Here is a 14,878-nt window from a genome sequence, read left to right on the forward strand (position 1 = left end):
GCGCGAATCTGTGATTTATCAAGATATTCTACAAGAAGGGCTTGAACAGGTTATTGAACAAAAAGCTCAAGAAATTGCAGAAAATATGCTCAATCAAGGAGTAGCGATCGCCTACGGCGGGCGGTTACGCCATCGCATTAATTGTCAGCATTACTGGTTTAAATATTCAGCTTCAGCAATTGCATGCTAAAACAGACGATAATCAAGCTCAGTGACATCATCCACGAATCGGTGATTTATCCTAAATTCTACATTCCGCAAGTTGGCGATCGCTCTTGTTGATCCCATTCTCAAAAAAACAGCTATAAACGCGATAGGATCAATACTCATAGATTAATATTTAATCATATTGATAATGTCTTATAGCGACTTCTCCCTCTCAAAAGTCAAACGCGACTTTAACTTAACTACGGTTGAAAGTGGACGGTTTTTACCCGAAACGCAGTCTATAGAACCTAGTATTTATCTCAAAGAAGCATTAAGTGAAGGACTACCGCTAGCAATAGCAACTAGTTCAGAAAAAGCTCGCTCAGAGTTAATTATTAGTCCTATCCTCGTAGAAGTTCGGAAAATTCTCGAACGCAAAGTCAGCTTCTTTTCGGGTGAAGATTTTACCGTTGCATCAGATTTAGGTTTAAGTGGAGTGTGTGATTTTTTAATTAGCCGCTCACCCGAACAAATATTTATTGAAGCTCCTGTAATCGTGATTCTTGAAGCGAAAAAAGGTGATTTAAAACCTGGTTTAGGGCAATGTGCAGCAGAAATGATTGCCGCACAAAAATTCAATGAAACCAATAATATACCGATTACAACTATTTATGGAAGCGTCAGCAGCGGTACGGCTTGGCGATTTTTGAAATTAGAAGAGCAAATACTGAGTATTAATTAAACGATTATACCGTTCCCTCAGTGGAAATACTATTTGGAATGTTGGTTTGGATGGTGCGGGAAGGTTGAAGAATAATGCAGAATTTAGAATATCGAATACTCTAGGGAACATCTAAATTCTTTAATTCATCTTCCAAAGAATCTAAATCTTGAGAAGTTGGAATTTTCATACTAATCAAAAATACTATTTGATTGTTTTCAATATTTATATTAGTTACATTAACTACTGCTTTATCAGGCGATAAATCTAAACCAGGAACCTTTATCGACTGATTTTTATATCCTGCATCATCAAGCCATTCAGAAATATTTCGCCAATTTTCCAACTTTTCATCAGACTTATCCAACAGACTTTTTACATACCTATATACGGTTGCACAGAGGTCAGTTTCTACACCCTTCCCATTTTTACCGAGTTTCTCAGCTATTTCAGCCGGACTGAAGCCACAAAGCAAACCCCGCAAGTGTCGTTTTTCCACTGGTGTTAAACGCTTACCTTTCACTGATGACAAATCAGAGTAAAGGGTTTCGAAGTCCCAGTGGTTTTCTGCTTGCATGAAGGGTTCATTGCTGGATGCCATAGTCAAATTTTGAAGATTGTCTTAAATTTCCTGATGTAATCTTACCATTATCCCTGATGGCAGCTAGGGGATAATTAGCTTTTAATTGCAACATACTTAGATAAAAGCAACAAAAATTACATTATGTTTGGTGATCTATTATGGATAAGCTAGCTGACAAAATCGCGGCATTAGGTGTACCTGGTCTTGTACTTTTGGTTGCTATGGCTGTGACGGGATGGGCTGGAGTCGCTGCAATAACTACAGCTTTAGCAGTGCTTGGTGGGCCATTGGGAATGCTTGGAGGAATTGCTGTACTTGGCTTGCTTGCTCTAATGTCACAAGGATTAGCTGAGTATGGATTTGAAGCAATTTTTAAGTCTACGGTAGATCAACTTAGAACAAAAGGGAAATCTAAATCAGATGTAGAACGCGAGATTGAATCCTACCCTATTTCAAGCGATTTGAAATTGAAGATAAAGGATTATTTGAGAAAACTTGCATAGTTGAGATACTGCTCTATATCTTATTAATCGATACTTCAAACAACAAAATTGACTATGAACACTAATCAAGAACAAGAATTAACTCAAAATCCTGTATCTCAATCATGGGAAAATAATCAAACGATTGAAGAAGGACAAACAGGAGAGTTGTATAAAAAGATAATTTCATTTTTACAAACTATACCATTAAGCTTAAACAATCTGTTTACTGACCTATTTAAATCTAATTCTCCATCCAAGCCTGTTGATGAAGGGACTTTTTCTCAGAAGACAGAGCGTATTCACGCCTATAGTGATTTTATTAAATCTGCATCTAAATTCATTTGGATTGGTGTTGTTTTCATAATCATTATTCAACTATGGGGTAATTTTTCGCTCAATCACATCAGTGATACATCTAAACGTAAATCAAATACTGTCACCATTACTATTCCTGAACAAAAGCTATCTCAAATGTCTGATGATGTTGCCAATGCTCTTGGCAAGGCATTAGTTAGTGCCAGAGCATCTGCATCGAATAATCTGGAACAATGGCATGATGAAGTAATGCAACGTGTAGACCATTCGTTCCTCGATTGGTACTACAATTATTTTACTCAGTGGGGTGTTGGTGTAGAAGCTATTTGGGTAAATATTAGCGCTACTTCAGAAGAAGAAAAAGCTGAAAAGTTAATTGGAAACTTCCAAAATGAATTTACTAAAAAGGTTTTACAACCATCATCAATGCAACTTGAAATGGAACGTTTTACAAGAGAAGCAATTGATAAATATGTATCTGAAGCTAATCAAAAATTAGCAGGAATCCAAAGTCAGTATCAGATTCCCAGACCTGTTTGGGAAGAATTTCTAGAAGGTTTAGGAAGTACAACATATAATACAGGTAGCAAAGAGCAAAATCTTTCTATACGCGCACTTTCGCGTGGTACAGGTTATGTAGCCGCCAGTGCAATGATGAAAGCTATTAGTGTTATTGGTACTAAGAAAATTGCTACAGCAACTGTGAGTAAAGCAACTTCTAAAGTAGTTGCTAAGATAGCAACTAAAACTGCAACAAAGGTAGCAACAGAAGGAACAGGTGAAGTTGCTGCTGGACTTTTAGGTTTAGAGCTACTTAATCCTCTTGCTGGTTTAGGAGTTTTAGCATGGGATATCTGGGATCATTATCATACAGTTAAAGTAGAAAGACCAATTCTAAGAGAAAACCTTAACAATTATTTGAATGAGGTAAAAGAATCATTACTGAATGATAAAGAAAATGGAATTTTGTCTTCAGTGAATAAATTCCATGATGGAATTATAGATACTTTAAATAGCAAGCCAATATTATCTAAATAAAAGTTGCTTCTTCGTAAGCAGATACCAAGTTTCTGTTGTTTTGTATTAATAATCTAATACAATTCATATAAGACTAAATCCATTATTGAGTGGATAGTGTAGAGACGCGAAACTTCGCGTCTCTACAGTTCTATCTATGGTTCTCCAAAAAATCCTTAACCGAACTGTATTTGTTGATAATTTCTCAATTTAACCCGAAAGAAACTCTGTCTCTCTGCTACTTGGTATAACTCGCAACTACATAATTGAAGTATGTTTATGCTAACTAAAAAATATTTAGTCAGCATAAGCAAGTTTCGTTTTGTAAATAGATTTAAATCGCTAAATAGCTATTTAACTATTAAAAATAATTATTACAAAAAGTTTACAAATAAGTGAGCCAATACTTTTAGATAAAGTCAACAAATACAAAGAAATATTTCTTTTTTTATATCGATTTGTGTCAGATAGACGATAAAATGCCCAGTGGGTAAGTGTTTTCTGATAAAAAACACATATTGCCGAAGATAAATAGTTACCTGTGGCTGCTGATGCCGCTAGGAACTTCCAGTAGAGAACACGCATCAAAGGAGCCGAAGAAGCATGTTCACACACGTCAAGTCCACCATTAGACACATTGCGCCTGATAATTTACGCGGACGTAATTTAATCAAGGTGGTCTATGTCGTGCTTGAGTCCCAGTACCAGAGTGCATTGTCGCAAGCGGTTCGCACGATTAACGCGAACAATCCCAACTTGGCGATTGAAATCAGCGGGTACTTGATTGAGGAACTCCGCGACCCAGAAAACTACGAAGAGTTCAAACGAGAAATTGAGAGTGCGAATATCTTCATCGCTTCCCTCATTTTCATCGAAGACTTAGCACAGAAAGTAGTAGCAGCAGTAGAACCACACCGCGATCAGCTGGACGTTTCCGTTGTCTTTCCCTCCATGCCAGAAGTAATGCGCCTAAATAAAATGGGCACTTTTTCCTTGGCACAGTTGGGTCAGTCAAAAAGTGCGATCGCCCAATTCATGCGGAAACGCAAAGAAAAATCAGGTGCGGGATTCCAAGATGGGATGCTGAAGCTTTTGCGAACCCTGCCGCAAGTACTGAAGTTCCTACCAATGGACAAGGCACAGGATGCCCGAAATTTCATGCTCAGTTTTCAGTATTGGCTAGGTGGTTCTCCAGAAAATCTGGAAAACTTCTTGCTGATGCTAGCTGATAAATATGTATTTAAAGGTTTAGAGAAACAAAGTTTTGCACCTTCGACATATCAACAGCCGGTGGTTTATCCCGATTTAGGGATTTGGCATCCTTTGGCTGGCAGTATGTTTGAAGATGTCAGAGAGTACCTCAATTGGTATACAGCTCGTAAGGATATTTCTAGCGATCTCAAAGATCCCCTAGCTCCTTGTGTCGGGTTAGTATTGCAACGCACTCACCTAGTTACAGGGGATGATGCCCATTATGTGGCAATGGTGCAGGAGTTGGAAGCACTAGGCGCACGGGTACTACCTGTTTTTGCTGGTGGTTTGGATTTCTCCAAGCCTGTGGATGCCTACTTCTACGAACCAAATACCAACATCCAGTTAGTAGATGCAGTCATATCGCTGACTGGTTTTGCTTTAGTTGGTGGCCCAGCTAGACAAGACCATCCCAAAGCAATTGAGTCACTCAAACGCTTAAACCGTCCTTACATGGTGGCGTTACCTTTAGTTTTCCAAACCACAGAAGAGTGGATGGATAGCGATTTAGGGTTGCATCCAATTCAAGTAGCTTTGCAAATTGCGATTCCGGAATTAGATGGAGCAATTGAGCCGATAATTTTATCGGGTAGGGATGGGACTACAGGGAAAGCGATCGCCCTGCGCGATCGGGTTGAAGCTGTGGCTGAACGCGCCTTAAAATGGGCTAACCTCCGCCGTAAGCCGAAGCTGGATAAGAAAGTCGCGATCACCGTTTTCAGCTTCCCGCCAGATAAAGGCAACGTCGGAACCGCCGCTTACTTGGATGTATTTGGCTCCATCTATGAGGTAATGAAAGCCCTCAAAAATAACGGCTACGACTTACCCGAATTGCCAGAATCAGCCGAAGCGTTGATGCAAGAAGTCATCCATGACGCTCAAGCGCAGTACAACAGCCCTGAACTCAACATTGCTTACAAAATGTCGGTTCCTGAGTATGAGGCACTCACCCCCTACTCTCAACGCTTAGAAGAAAACTGGGGCCCACCTCCGGGACATCTCAATAGTGATGGGCAAAACCTGCTGATTTATGGTAAGCAATTCGGTAACGTCTTCATTGGTGTCCAACCCACATTTGGTTATGAAGGCGATCCAATGCGGCTGTTGTTCTCCCGTTCAGCTAGTCCTCACCACGGTTTTGCTGCTTACTACACTTATCTAGAGCAAGTTTGGAAAGCTGATGCTGTACTGCACTTTGGTACACACGGTTCCTTGGAATTCATGCCAGGTAAACAGATGGGGATGTCTGGTGATTGTTATCCAGATAACTTGATTGGCTCAATTCCCAACTTGTATTACTACGCAGCCAATAATCCGAGTGAGGCGACAATTGCCAAACGTCGGAGTTATGCCGAAACAATTTCCTACTTGACACCTCCGGCAGAAAATGCTGGTTTGTATAAAGGTTTAAAGGAACTCAGCGAATTAATTGCTTCCTATCAAACCTTGAAAGATAGTGGACGCGGCATTCCCATTGTTAACAGCATCATGGATAAATGCCGAATCGTGAATCTGGATAAGGATATCAATCTGCCAGAAACCGATGCCAAAGACATGAGTGCCGATGAGCGGGATAATATTGTTGGCAACGTCTACCGCCGATTGATGGAAATTGAGTCTCGGTTGTTGCCTTGTGGGTTGCACGTGATTGGGAAACCGCCAAGTGCAGAAGAAGCGATCGCAACTCTGGTCAATATCGCCAGCTTGGATCGTCAGGAAGAAGGACTTCAAGGCTTACCGGGAATTATCGCTAACAGCATTGGGCGTAATATTGACGATATTTACCAAAGTAACGACAGAGGCATTTTAGAAGATGTCCAATTACTGCAAGATATCACCTTAGCAACCCGTGCAGCAGTTAGCGCCCTTGTCCAAGAGCAAACCGACGCTGAAGGACGAGTTTCTCTCGTTTCCCGGTTGAATTTCTTCAACATGGGTAAAAAAGAACCTTGGGTGGAATCATTGCATAAAGCAGGTTATCCCAAAGTTGACACAGCCACACTCAAACCCCTGTTTGAGTATTTGGAATTCTGTCTCCAGCAAGTTTGTGCCGACAACGAACTAGGAGCATTACTCAGAGGCTTAGAAGGCGAGTACATCCTACCCGGCCCTGGTGGTGATCCCATCCGTAACCCGGATGTCTTGCCCACAGGTAAGAATATCCATGCTCTCGATCCCCAATCGATCCCCACAACAGCAGCAGTACAATCAGCCAAAATCGTTGTAGATCGGCTTTTGGCACGTAACAAGGCGGAAAATGAAGGTAAATGGCCAGAAACCATCGCCTGCGTCCTCTGGGGAACCGATAACATCAAAACTTACGGCGAATCCCTAGCGCAAATTATGTGGATGGTGGGCGTGCGTCCAGTTCCCGATGCCTTGGGACGGGTGAACAAGTTGGAATTGATAGCTCTAGAAGAGTTGGGACGCCCCAGAATTGATGTGGTGATCAACTGTTCTGGTGTATTCCGCGACTTGTTCATCAACCAAATGAACCTGCTAGATCAAGGCGTGAAGATGGCAGCTGAGGCAGATGAACCCTTAGAAATGAACTTTGTTCGCAAACATGCTTTGCAGCAAGCTGAGGATATGGGGATTAATCTGCGTCAAGCAGCGACTCGCGTTTTCTCCAACGCTTCTGGTTCCTACTCGTCAAATATCAACTTAGCGGTAGAAAACAGCACTTGGGATAGTGAAGCCGAGTTGCAGGACATGTATCTCAACCGGAAATCCTTCTCCTTCAATTCCGATAACCCCGGAATAATGGACGAATCCCGGCAGATTTTTGAAAGTACTTTGAAAACTGCTGATGCAACTTTCCAAAATCTGGATTCTTCCGAGATTAGCTTGACGGACGTTTCTCACTACTTTGATTCAGATCCCACTAAGCTTGTGGCAAGTCTGCGGGGTGATGGGAAAAAACCAGCGTCTTATATTGCAGATACAACCACAGCTAACGCTCAAGTGCGGACATTATCAGAAACCGTGCGCTTAGATGCGCGTACCAAATTGTTAAATCCGAAATGGTACGAGGGGATGCTGAATCACGGTTACGAAGGTGTGCGCGAACTCTCCAAACGGTTGGTAAATACGATGGGTTGGAGTGCGACAGCTGGGGCAGTGGATAACTGGATTTATGAGGATACGAACGAAACCTTCATCAAAGATGAAGAAATGCAGAAACGGTTGATGAACCTTAATCCTCATTCTTTCCGCAAGGTTGTATCAACTTTGTTGGAAGTGAATGGACGCGGTTATTGGGAGACTAGTGAGGAGAATTTAGATCGTCTGCGCGAGTTGTACCAAGAAGTTGAAGACCGGATTGAAGGGATAGACTAGGTTATAAGCATTTAGAAATGCAAAATCAAAATGTAGAGATGTTATATCTAACGTCTCTACATTTTTATAGATTTTGACAGTAACACAACTTAAAACACTAAAAGATCCTAATAGTTGTGATTTATATCACAGCTATTTATAATTGCTTTGTGATAATAGTCACAGATAACTCATTTATTTACTGATTTCTACAATAAACACTATTTGTAATACAGTTAGGAAAAAATATATGGCTGGTAATGATAGCATAGTTCTCGATAATATTATCAAGCAAAAAATAAATAAAAGTGATAATACATTAGCCGATGATGAATTCTTTGAAATATTTACTTTTGAACAAATATTGAAAAAATATGATCTTTCATATGACGAGTTAAATTATGGAAAAATAGGAGGAGGTGATGATGGTGGAATTGATGGTTTCTTCATTTTTATTAATAATGATTTTGTTAGTGAGGATATAGAATTAGACAATTTTAAGAAAAGTCCTTGGATACAACTATTCTTAATTCAATCAAAACGGTCTGATTCTTTTTCTGAGAAAGCTATTGAAAAATGGCTTTCAACTACAATGAATATTTTTGATTTAGAAAAAAATATTGATCAAATTCAAAAATATTATAATTCTGATTTAATTAATAAAATTACTTTTTTTCGCGAATTGTATCTTAATCTCGCATCACAACATCCTTCTATTGAAATAACATATGTATATGCAAGTAAAGGTGACGTATCAGCTATAAATCAAAAGGTACGTAATCAGTCTGAAGTCTTAAAACAAAATACTGGTAGATATTTTTCTGGAGCAAAAGTTGATGTTAGCTTTGTTGGTGCGCGAGAACTAATAGATTCTTCTCGACTTGAAAAAAGCTATACTTTACAGTTAAAATTTATTGAGAATTACATTTCCAGAGGTGAAGATAACTACGTTATTTTAGCATCTTTGAAAGATTATTATAATTTCGTTACTTATGAGAACGATGAATTACGTAAATATATATTTGCGTTTAATGTTCGAGACTATCAGGGTAGTAATGTAGAGGTTAATAAAGATATAAAAGCCACTTTAGAGTCAAATGAAAAGCTAGATTTTTGGTGGCTCAATAATGGAATAACTATTTTATCTTCAAAAGCAAGTGTTGCTGGTAAAACAATTAGTCTAGATGATGTACAAGTTGTAAATGGTTTACAGACAACAAACACAATTTATCATTATATAAAGAATAAAGAAAATAATAACAATGGGCTGAATGAAGAAAGAGCTATTTTAATAAAAATAGTTGTTACAAATGATCCAGAAACTAGAGACCGTGTTATCAAAGCAACAAATTTTCAAACGCCTATTCCACCAGCTTCTTTAAAAGCTACAGATCCAATACAATTAGACATAGAAAATTTCTTTTTAAATCAAGAATGGTTTTATGACCGTCGAAAAAATTATTACAAGAACACAGGTAAACAACTTGATAGAATCATTAGTATTCCATACTTGGCTCAGTCGGTCATAGCAATAGTTTTCCATGAGCCAGATATTGCACGTTCAAGACCATCATCAATCCTTAAGAAAGACAACGATTACAAACGAGTTTTTAGTCAGAAAATTAGTCTTGAAATATATCTATTCTGTGCGAAAACTATGAAAAACTTGGAAAGTTATATTCGTAGTTTTATATCTAATAAAGCAAGTAACATAGTGATTAACAAGCAGTGGGATCATGCTTCACCAATTCGGATATTAATGTTTCATTTAGGTATGTTGCTAGTAGTAAAAACACTTCAGAAACGTGACTATAAGCCTAAAGATGTAGAGATACTTAAAGATATTGATTTTTCTAATGAATTTATTAGTAACACCTTGTCTGAGTTAATTCAGTTAACTCATAATTATGTCAAATCCAAAGCTCTGCCGATTAATATTGGTATCAAACAAAAGGATTTTGTTACATACATATTAGAAAATGTGGTATTGGATAATTTAAAATAAATTCGCTTAATACATATTAGTTGTCACAACAGGCGATGTCTAACGACAAGCCACTACGTGTCTACGCTTTGTTTTTGAGGTTTTCTCTAAGGCGATCGCACTCATTCTTCCACAAGAGGCGATCGCTCTTTTGTTAACTATTATTTCCATTTAGGGCAAAATCTCAAAGCTACCGCAGTGCTGAGGTCGATATAATCTAAAATCTCGCTGATCTAAGGTAAATATTTTTTTAATACCATAGCGTTCAGCTATGGCCATAACACTTGCATCTACAAAATCAATCCGACTATCTGCATACTCATCCAAGATTTCCGCCACACGAATTACATCTTGGTCTGTTAAAGCTACTAAACTAAATCGACTCGCAGATAGTCCTTGCAAAAAAGCTACTACTGTCGCTATACCTGCATTACGTCCTACTAAATAAGCTAATTCTGCCAATACTGTTTGTGGTAACAGAATTTGTTTTTGTTGTACATATACTGTTGCAACAATACTGTGCATTGCATCTGAACGGTTCAACAATGCTACAACAAAACCCGTATCAGCTACTGCTAAGGTTATTTCCACGTCCAACCAGATTTTTCAGTAATTTCCTGTTGGAGAATATCTTCAGAATTTGTAGCCAAATCAGGTGTTCCTGCAAATAAGCCAATTAATGGGTCAGACACAGCATTATCAACTGGTTCTAGCAATTGGGTTTCGAGATATAGCCTAACAGCTTCACTGACAATTGATTCAGGAGATTGTCCTCGTTGACTAGCCAGATTTGTGACTTTTTCTAGTAAAGTCTGTTCCGGTTTCCAGTTAAATGTAGAGTCCACAAAATAAGTTATTTTTGTTTAATAATAAATATATTCTAACAGATAGGGGTTTGATGCTCACTATTATACTTTTTTGTCTTTAAGTCAAATATACACAGCGATACTTACGGTAAGCTACGCTAACGCTCTCTCTTCCACAACAAGCGATGTCTAACGACAAGCCTAAGAAGCGTCTAAGCCTTATTTTTGAGGTTTTCTGCAAGGCGATGTCTACGACGGGCTACGCCTATGCACTCACTCTTCCACAACAGGCGATGCCTGCGGCGGGCTGCGCCAACGCTCTTTTAGGCATACAAGCATAAAATCAAAACATGACTATTCATAAAACGGATATGCTAAAAACGCTTTGGGGTACTGTTCGGCAAGGAAAAATAGAACTGCTGGAGTCAGAGGAATTACCGGAAGGAACAAGAGTGCTAGTAACGCTGCTTCCCGATGATGAAACTGAATTTTGGCTTCAAGCCAGTCAAACCTCACTTGATGCAGTTTGGAATAACGCTGAGGATGATGTCTATGCCCAATTACTCTAAAAATGACATCATTTTGGTTCAGTATCCCTTTTCAGATTTGTCCAGTTCAAAAGTTAGACCTGCTGTTGTGGTAAGGTGCGCCACACGTTTCTCAAGACATCCTAATTACGCCCTTGACGAGCAAAACTGGAACATTACTAGAAGGTGAGTTTGTTTTGTCAGAATGGGCAGCAGCAGGGCTAAACGTGGCTACAGCAGTCAAGAGAGGTTTATACACAGTGCATAAAAACTTAGTTGTAAAAGTGATTGGCAAGTTAGCTGATGCTGATGTTGAACTGTTAGAGCAATCTTTGCGGTGTTGGTTGGGGTTGTGATAGTATTGGCAACTTCGCAAAATTGAGAATTGAATGCCTAAACAAAGCGATCGCTCTTGCACAACAGGCGATGTCTAACAACAAGCCACTACGTGTCTACGCTTTGTTTTTGAGGGTTTCTGCAAGGCGATCGCTCCCTCTTCCACAACAGGCGATGTCTAACGACAAGCCACTACGTGTCTACGCTTTGTTTTTGAGGTTTTCTGTAAAACGATACTTACGGTCAGCTTTATTGGAAATATAGGGATAAGCGATCGCTTCTATATTTTCAATGATATCATATTCTGATATCATTTAATTAATGACTATATTTAACTTAACTGTAAGATGCCTGTAATTGTATTGATTAAATGGATCTTAATAATAAACAAAGTCAGATTTTAGAATTAATTTTTACAAATCCTATACCATCTAATATTCTTTGGAAAGATATTGAAAGTTTATTCATAGCTCTAGGCGCTGATATTAATCAAGGTAAAGGTTCGCGGGTTCGAGTGAAATTAAATGATGTGAAAGCTGTTTTTCACGAACCGCATCCTCAAAATGAGACAGATAAAGGAGCAGTCAAATCTGTTAGAGAATTTTTGATTAAGGCAGGAATTGAAATATGATGACTTATAACGGATACACAGCTAGTGTAGAAATAGATGTAGAGGCGGGAATACTTTTTGGTCAAGTCCTAGATATTAATGACGTGATTACCTTTAAGGCAAAAACTGTAGATGAAGCGCGTCAAGAATTCCAAAATTCTGTTGATGATTATCTTGCTTTTTGCAAAGAACTAGGAGAGGAGCCTGATAAACCATTCTCTGGTAAACTTCCATTCCGCACAACTCCAGAACACCACCGCAAAATATTTATTGCTGCTAAAAAAGCTGGCAAAAGCATAAATGCTTGGATGGATGAAATCTTAACTGTTGCTGCGGATAAAGTAATCAATACCTAGAGTCAATGATTCTAAATATCTTTTTTGCGAAAGTATGATATTTGGGTAGTTTGCGGAGTGGCATTTTGAGAGTGTGAGGTGCGTTAGCGTAGCTTACCGTAGGCATCGCTCACTCTTCCACAACAGGCGATGTCTAACGACAAGCCGCTATGCGTCTACGCTTTGTTTTTGAGGTTTTCTGCAAGGCGATCGCTTTTGGGAATGTGCGAAGTGCGTTAGCGTAGCTTACCGTAGGTATCGCTCACTCTTCCACAACAGGCGATCGCTTCCAGGGAAACTTATATTTCCTTGTGTCTTTTACCTTTCAGGTATTCTGCAATCGCTTCAGCTACGTCTTCTTCAGGTCTATATATCCGTGAGCTTGGTTTCTCAGCATGGAGTTTGTCGAGGTAGGTATGTAAGGCTTCTTCGTCATCACGGTGTTCTAAGACGTAGGCTCGAAGTTCAATCGTAGTCATGCTAGCAAAGTCTGGTTTTACACTCATACAAACCTGCATTCTCCAGTAGGCTCAATCTCAATATTTATTTCCTCTTTTACTAAAATAATCACATTCCTAGTGCGCTTATCCAGAGTCACTAGGTCGATAGAGCAGTACTTGCTGGTAAGGTCGCAGCAAAGCTGAAAACATTTCAGCACTTGTGCTGTGGTAGGCATTATTATTTCCTTACAATAATATATAAACAGTAAACAGACCACAGCATACCTGATAAAGTTAGACCGGATGTTATCACAGAACTTTGCTAGTAGATCAAAGTAAGGGGTAGATATGGGCGGAAACTGGCTTCGCCCAATGCAACATCAATCGGGATAAAGGAATACCGTTCAGCGTTACGCATGGTCTTGAGTTTTAGCAGCTTGTAGCACTTTTAACATAGTATCTGCTGCTTCAACTGCATCATAAGGCGACCATACAGGATAGGACTGATCAGGCTTAATCAGATCAGTTTTCTGTTGGGCTAACTCTGAGATTAAAACCTGCATAATGTAAAACTTATCTGCTCGACTAAGTTCTCGCAAAGTGGAGATTAATTCTGCTGAAACCATGCAAAGCACTCTAGTAAATCAAGTCTGCTTCTTGATCATAGTTTATTCGTTGGGTTTCACTGCGTTTACCCCAAGCTACAACTAGAATAATCACGTCTGCGACTTACAGGTGAGACAATTCAAGCAGCTAATAATGCGATCGCTTTGTTTTTGAGGTTTTCTGCAAGGTGATCGCTGGATACAGTTTGGGATAATGCTGAGGATGATGTCTATGCCGAGCTACTCTAAATGAATATTCAAGTTTAAATTTTTCTATGGATGCCTTAATTATCAACTTTGCTCCTGTTCTTCAAATAACAGATGAGCAATTCTTCCAGTTATGTCAGATAAATGAATTAATCAGATTTGAGCGTAATGCTGATGGCACATTGCTACTAATGCCTCTAGTCGGAGGTTTAACTAGCAACCGCAATGCTAATTTAACTGCTCAACTTGGAGTGTGGAATCGTGATGAGTTACTAGGCATAGCTTTTGGTTCTTCGGTTGGGTTTATTTTACCAAATGGGGCAGTTCGTTCTCCTGACGCATCTTGGTTAAAACGTGACAGATGGGATTCTCTCACACAGGAGCAAAAAGAGAGATTTCCGCCTGTATGTCCTGATTTTGTTGTGGAATTGCGTTCTGATACTGATTGTTTAATAATGCTACAAAATAAAATGCAAGAGTACCGAGACAACGGTACTAGATTAGGTTGGTTAATTGATTTGGAGATTCGGCAAGTAGAAATTTATCGCTCTGGTAGAAATGTTGAAGTGCTGCAATCTCCTACTAGTTTATCAGCAGAAGATGTGCTACCAGAATTTGTGCTTAATCTTAAAGATATCTGGTGAATTGATTAAAATACAAAGTGCGATGTCTACGACGGGCTATTCGGCGTCGCAACATACAAAAAGACTCAAACTATCAGTTGGTATGAGAGCCAGAAACCGGGTCTGGGCGACGAGTTTTTGGACTGTGTAGACGAGACGGTGAATCTAATTTGCTAAATGCCAGAATCCTATGCAGTTGCCTATCGTGATATTCGACGAGCAATAATACGAAGATTTTTCTATGCTCTGTACTATCGAATTGTTTCGAGTCGAGTGATTGTCACAGCAATTTTTCATGGTCGCAGAGATCCAAAATCGTGGCAGACCCGAACCTAACACTGCAATGCAGTGGACAGACGAAAGCTACTATGCGTCTACGCCTTGTTTTTGAGGTTTTCTGAAAAGCGAGCGCTCACTCTCCCACAACAGCCGATGCCTACGGCTGGCTACGCCTACGCATTTGCTACTTCGGCGATCGCATTTGCTACTTCGGCGTTCGCATTTGCTACTTCGCCTGTCGAAAGTGCTACGTCCGAGGTGGAATAAGATACTACAGAGGTTAATTAAT

General features: G+C 39.4%; 15 protein-coding genes and 2 pseudogenes. 11 read left to right on the forward strand and 6 right to left on the reverse strand.

Going from position 1 to position 14,878, the window contains the following annotated elements; all coding sequences use genetic code 11:
• Together Q0541_RS29855 and Q0541_RS29860 are read left to right on the forward strand one after the other, a co-directional pair.
• A pseudogene (locus tag Q0541_RS29855) lies at nt 1–190 on the forward strand (hypothetical protein); the annotation flags it as partial.
• 165 nt (nt 191–355) lie between these two features.
• A pseudogene (locus Q0541_RS29860) lies at nt 356–957 on the forward strand (hypothetical protein).
• Between the two features lie 32 nt (nt 958–989).
• Here the strand turns inward: Q0541_RS29860 and Q0541_RS29865 are convergent.
• On the reverse strand, nt 990–1,445 hold the full coding sequence (locus tag Q0541_RS29865) for a helix-turn-helix domain-containing protein (RefSeq protein ID WP_298919742.1): 456 nt from the start codon (nt 1,443–1,445) through the stop codon (nt 990–992).
• A 164-nt stretch (nt 1,446–1,609) separates the two neighbouring features.
• On the opposite strand from Q0541_RS29865, the gene Q0541_RS29870 reads away from it, so the two are divergent.
• From Q0541_RS29870 to Q0541_RS29885, 4 genes are all read left to right on the forward strand, one after another.
• Nucleotides 1,610–1,954, forward strand: a complete 345-nt coding sequence (locus Q0541_RS29870; protein ID WP_298919744.1) for a hypothetical protein — start codon at nt 1,610–1,612, stop codon at nt 1,952–1,954.
• A 54-nt stretch (nt 1,955–2,008) separates the two neighbouring features.
• Entirely contained in the window at nt 2,009–3,289 is a 1,281-nt protein-coding gene (locus tag Q0541_RS29875; RefSeq protein ID WP_298919746.1) for a hypothetical protein, read from the forward strand.
• A 582-nt stretch (nt 3,290–3,871) separates the two neighbouring features.
• Entirely contained in the window at nt 3,872–7,858 is a 3,987-nt protein-coding gene (locus tag Q0541_RS29880; RefSeq protein WP_298919748.1) for a magnesium chelatase subunit H, read from the forward strand.
• Between the two features lie 229 nt (nt 7,859–8,087).
• The gene (locus tag Q0541_RS29885) at nt 8,088–9,842 is read left to right on the forward strand and encodes an AIPR family protein (RefSeq protein WP_298919750.1); all 1,755 of its coding nucleotides are present in this window, start codon (nt 8,088–8,090) and stop codon (nt 9,840–9,842) included.
• 150 nt (nt 9,843–9,992) lie between these two features.
• Here Q0541_RS29885 and Q0541_RS29890 read toward each other — a convergent pair whose 3' ends face one another.
• Both Q0541_RS29890 and Q0541_RS29895 read right to left on the reverse strand, forming a co-directional pair.
• Nucleotides 9,993–10,412, reverse strand: a complete 420-nt coding sequence (locus Q0541_RS29890) for a PIN domain-containing protein (RefSeq protein WP_298919752.1) — start codon at nt 10,410–10,412, stop codon at nt 9,993–9,995.
• Nucleotides 10,403–10,666, reverse strand: coding sequence for a hypothetical protein (locus Q0541_RS29895; RefSeq protein WP_298919754.1), 264 nt, complete (start codon nt 10,664–10,666; stop codon nt 10,403–10,405). Before Q0541_RS29895 ends, Q0541_RS29890 begins: the two co-directional genes overlap by 10 nt.
• Nucleotides 10,667–10,977: 311 nt before the next feature.
• Between Q0541_RS29895 and Q0541_RS29900 the strand changes: the two genes are divergently transcribed.
• The 4 genes from Q0541_RS29900 to Q0541_RS29915 all read left to right on the forward strand — a co-directional run bounded on the left by Q0541_RS29900 (nt 10,978) and on the right by Q0541_RS29915 (nt 12,456).
• Nucleotides 10,978–11,196, forward strand: coding sequence for a hypothetical protein (locus Q0541_RS29900; protein ID WP_298919756.1), 219 nt, complete (start codon nt 10,978–10,980; stop codon nt 11,194–11,196).
• A gap of 113 nt (nt 11,197–11,309) precedes the next feature.
• The gene (locus Q0541_RS29905) at nt 11,310–11,510 is read left to right on the forward strand and encodes a hypothetical protein (protein WP_298919759.1); all 201 of its coding nucleotides are present in this window, start codon (nt 11,310–11,312) and stop codon (nt 11,508–11,510) included.
• A gap of 350 nt (nt 11,511–11,860) precedes the next feature.
• Complete coding sequence (locus Q0541_RS29910) at nt 11,861–12,121, forward strand: type II toxin-antitoxin system HicA family toxin (protein WP_298919761.1); 261 nt, start codon at nt 11,861–11,863, stop codon at nt 12,119–12,121.
• On the forward strand, nt 12,121–12,456 hold the full coding sequence (locus tag Q0541_RS29915; protein ID WP_298919781.1) for a type II toxin-antitoxin system HicB family antitoxin: 336 nt from the start codon (nt 12,121–12,123) through the stop codon (nt 12,454–12,456). Before Q0541_RS29910 ends, Q0541_RS29915 begins: the two co-directional genes overlap by 1 nt.
• A 278-nt stretch (nt 12,457–12,734) precedes the next feature.
• Here the strand turns inward: Q0541_RS29915 and Q0541_RS29920 are convergent, their stop codons facing one another.
• Entirely contained in the window at nt 12,735–12,941 is a 207-nt protein-coding gene (locus tag Q0541_RS29920) for a hypothetical protein (RefSeq protein WP_298919763.1), read from the reverse strand.
• A gap of 344 nt (nt 12,942–13,285) precedes the next feature.
• Nucleotides 13,286–13,501, reverse strand: coding sequence for a hypothetical protein (locus Q0541_RS29925; protein ID WP_298919765.1), 216 nt, complete (start codon nt 13,499–13,501; stop codon nt 13,286–13,288).
• A gap of 254 nt (nt 13,502–13,755) precedes the next feature.
• Between Q0541_RS29925 and Q0541_RS29930 the strand changes: the two genes are divergently transcribed.
• Entirely contained in the window at nt 13,756–14,331 is a 576-nt protein-coding gene (locus tag Q0541_RS29930; RefSeq protein ID WP_298919767.1) for a Uma2 family endonuclease, read from the forward strand.
• A gap of 345 nt (nt 14,332–14,676) precedes the next feature.
• Here the strand turns inward: Q0541_RS29930 and Q0541_RS29935 are convergent.
• Nucleotides 14,677–14,878, reverse strand: a 202-nt coding sequence (locus Q0541_RS29935; RefSeq protein WP_298919769.1) for a hypothetical protein, incomplete at its 5' end; no start/stop codon positions are given.

The sequence above is a fragment of the uncultured Nostoc sp. genome, from assembly GCF_937863485.1.
Taxonomy (GTDB): domain Bacteria; phylum Cyanobacteriota; class Cyanobacteriia; order Cyanobacteriales; family Nostocaceae; genus Nostoc.

Bases quoted from the DNA above. Each gene is read 5' to 3' on its own strand.
- Q0541_RS29885 (WP_298919750.1), top strand. From the start codon at position 8,088: ATGGCTGGTAATGATAGCATAGTTCTCGATAATATTATCAAGCAAAAA.
- Q0541_RS29930 (WP_298919767.1), top strand. From the start codon at position 13,756: ATGGATGCCTTAATTATCAACTTTGCTCCTGTTCTTCAAATAACAGAT.
- Q0541_RS29900 (WP_298919756.1), top strand. From the start codon at position 10,978: ATGACTATTCATAAAACGGATATGCTAAAAACGCTTTGGGGTACTGTT.
- Q0541_RS29910 (WP_298919761.1), top strand. From the start codon at position 11,861: ATGGATCTTAATAATAAACAAAGTCAGATTTTAGAATTAATTTTTACA.
- Q0541_RS29865 (WP_298919742.1), bottom strand. From the start codon at position 1,445: ATGCAAGCAGAAAACCACTGGGACTTCGAAACCCTTTACTCTGATTTG.
- Q0541_RS29915 (WP_298919781.1), top strand. From the start codon at position 12,121: ATGACTTATAACGGATACACAGCTAGTGTAGAAATAGATGTAGAGGCG.
- Q0541_RS29920 (WP_298919763.1), bottom strand. From the start codon at position 12,941: ATGAGTGTAAAACCAGACTTTGCTAGCATGACTACGATTGAACTTCGA.
- Q0541_RS29880 (WP_298919748.1), top strand. From the start codon at position 3,872: ATGTTCACACACGTCAAGTCCACCATTAGACACATTGCGCCTGATAAT.
- Q0541_RS29875 (WP_298919746.1), top strand. From the start codon at position 2,009: ATGAACACTAATCAAGAACAAGAATTAACTCAAAATCCTGTATCTCAA.
- Q0541_RS29870 (WP_298919744.1), top strand. From the start codon at position 1,610: ATGGATAAGCTAGCTGACAAAATCGCGGCATTAGGTGTACCTGGTCTT.
- Q0541_RS29925 (WP_298919765.1), bottom strand. From the start codon at position 13,501: ATGGTTTCAGCAGAATTAATCTCCACTTTGCGAGAACTTAGTCGAGCA.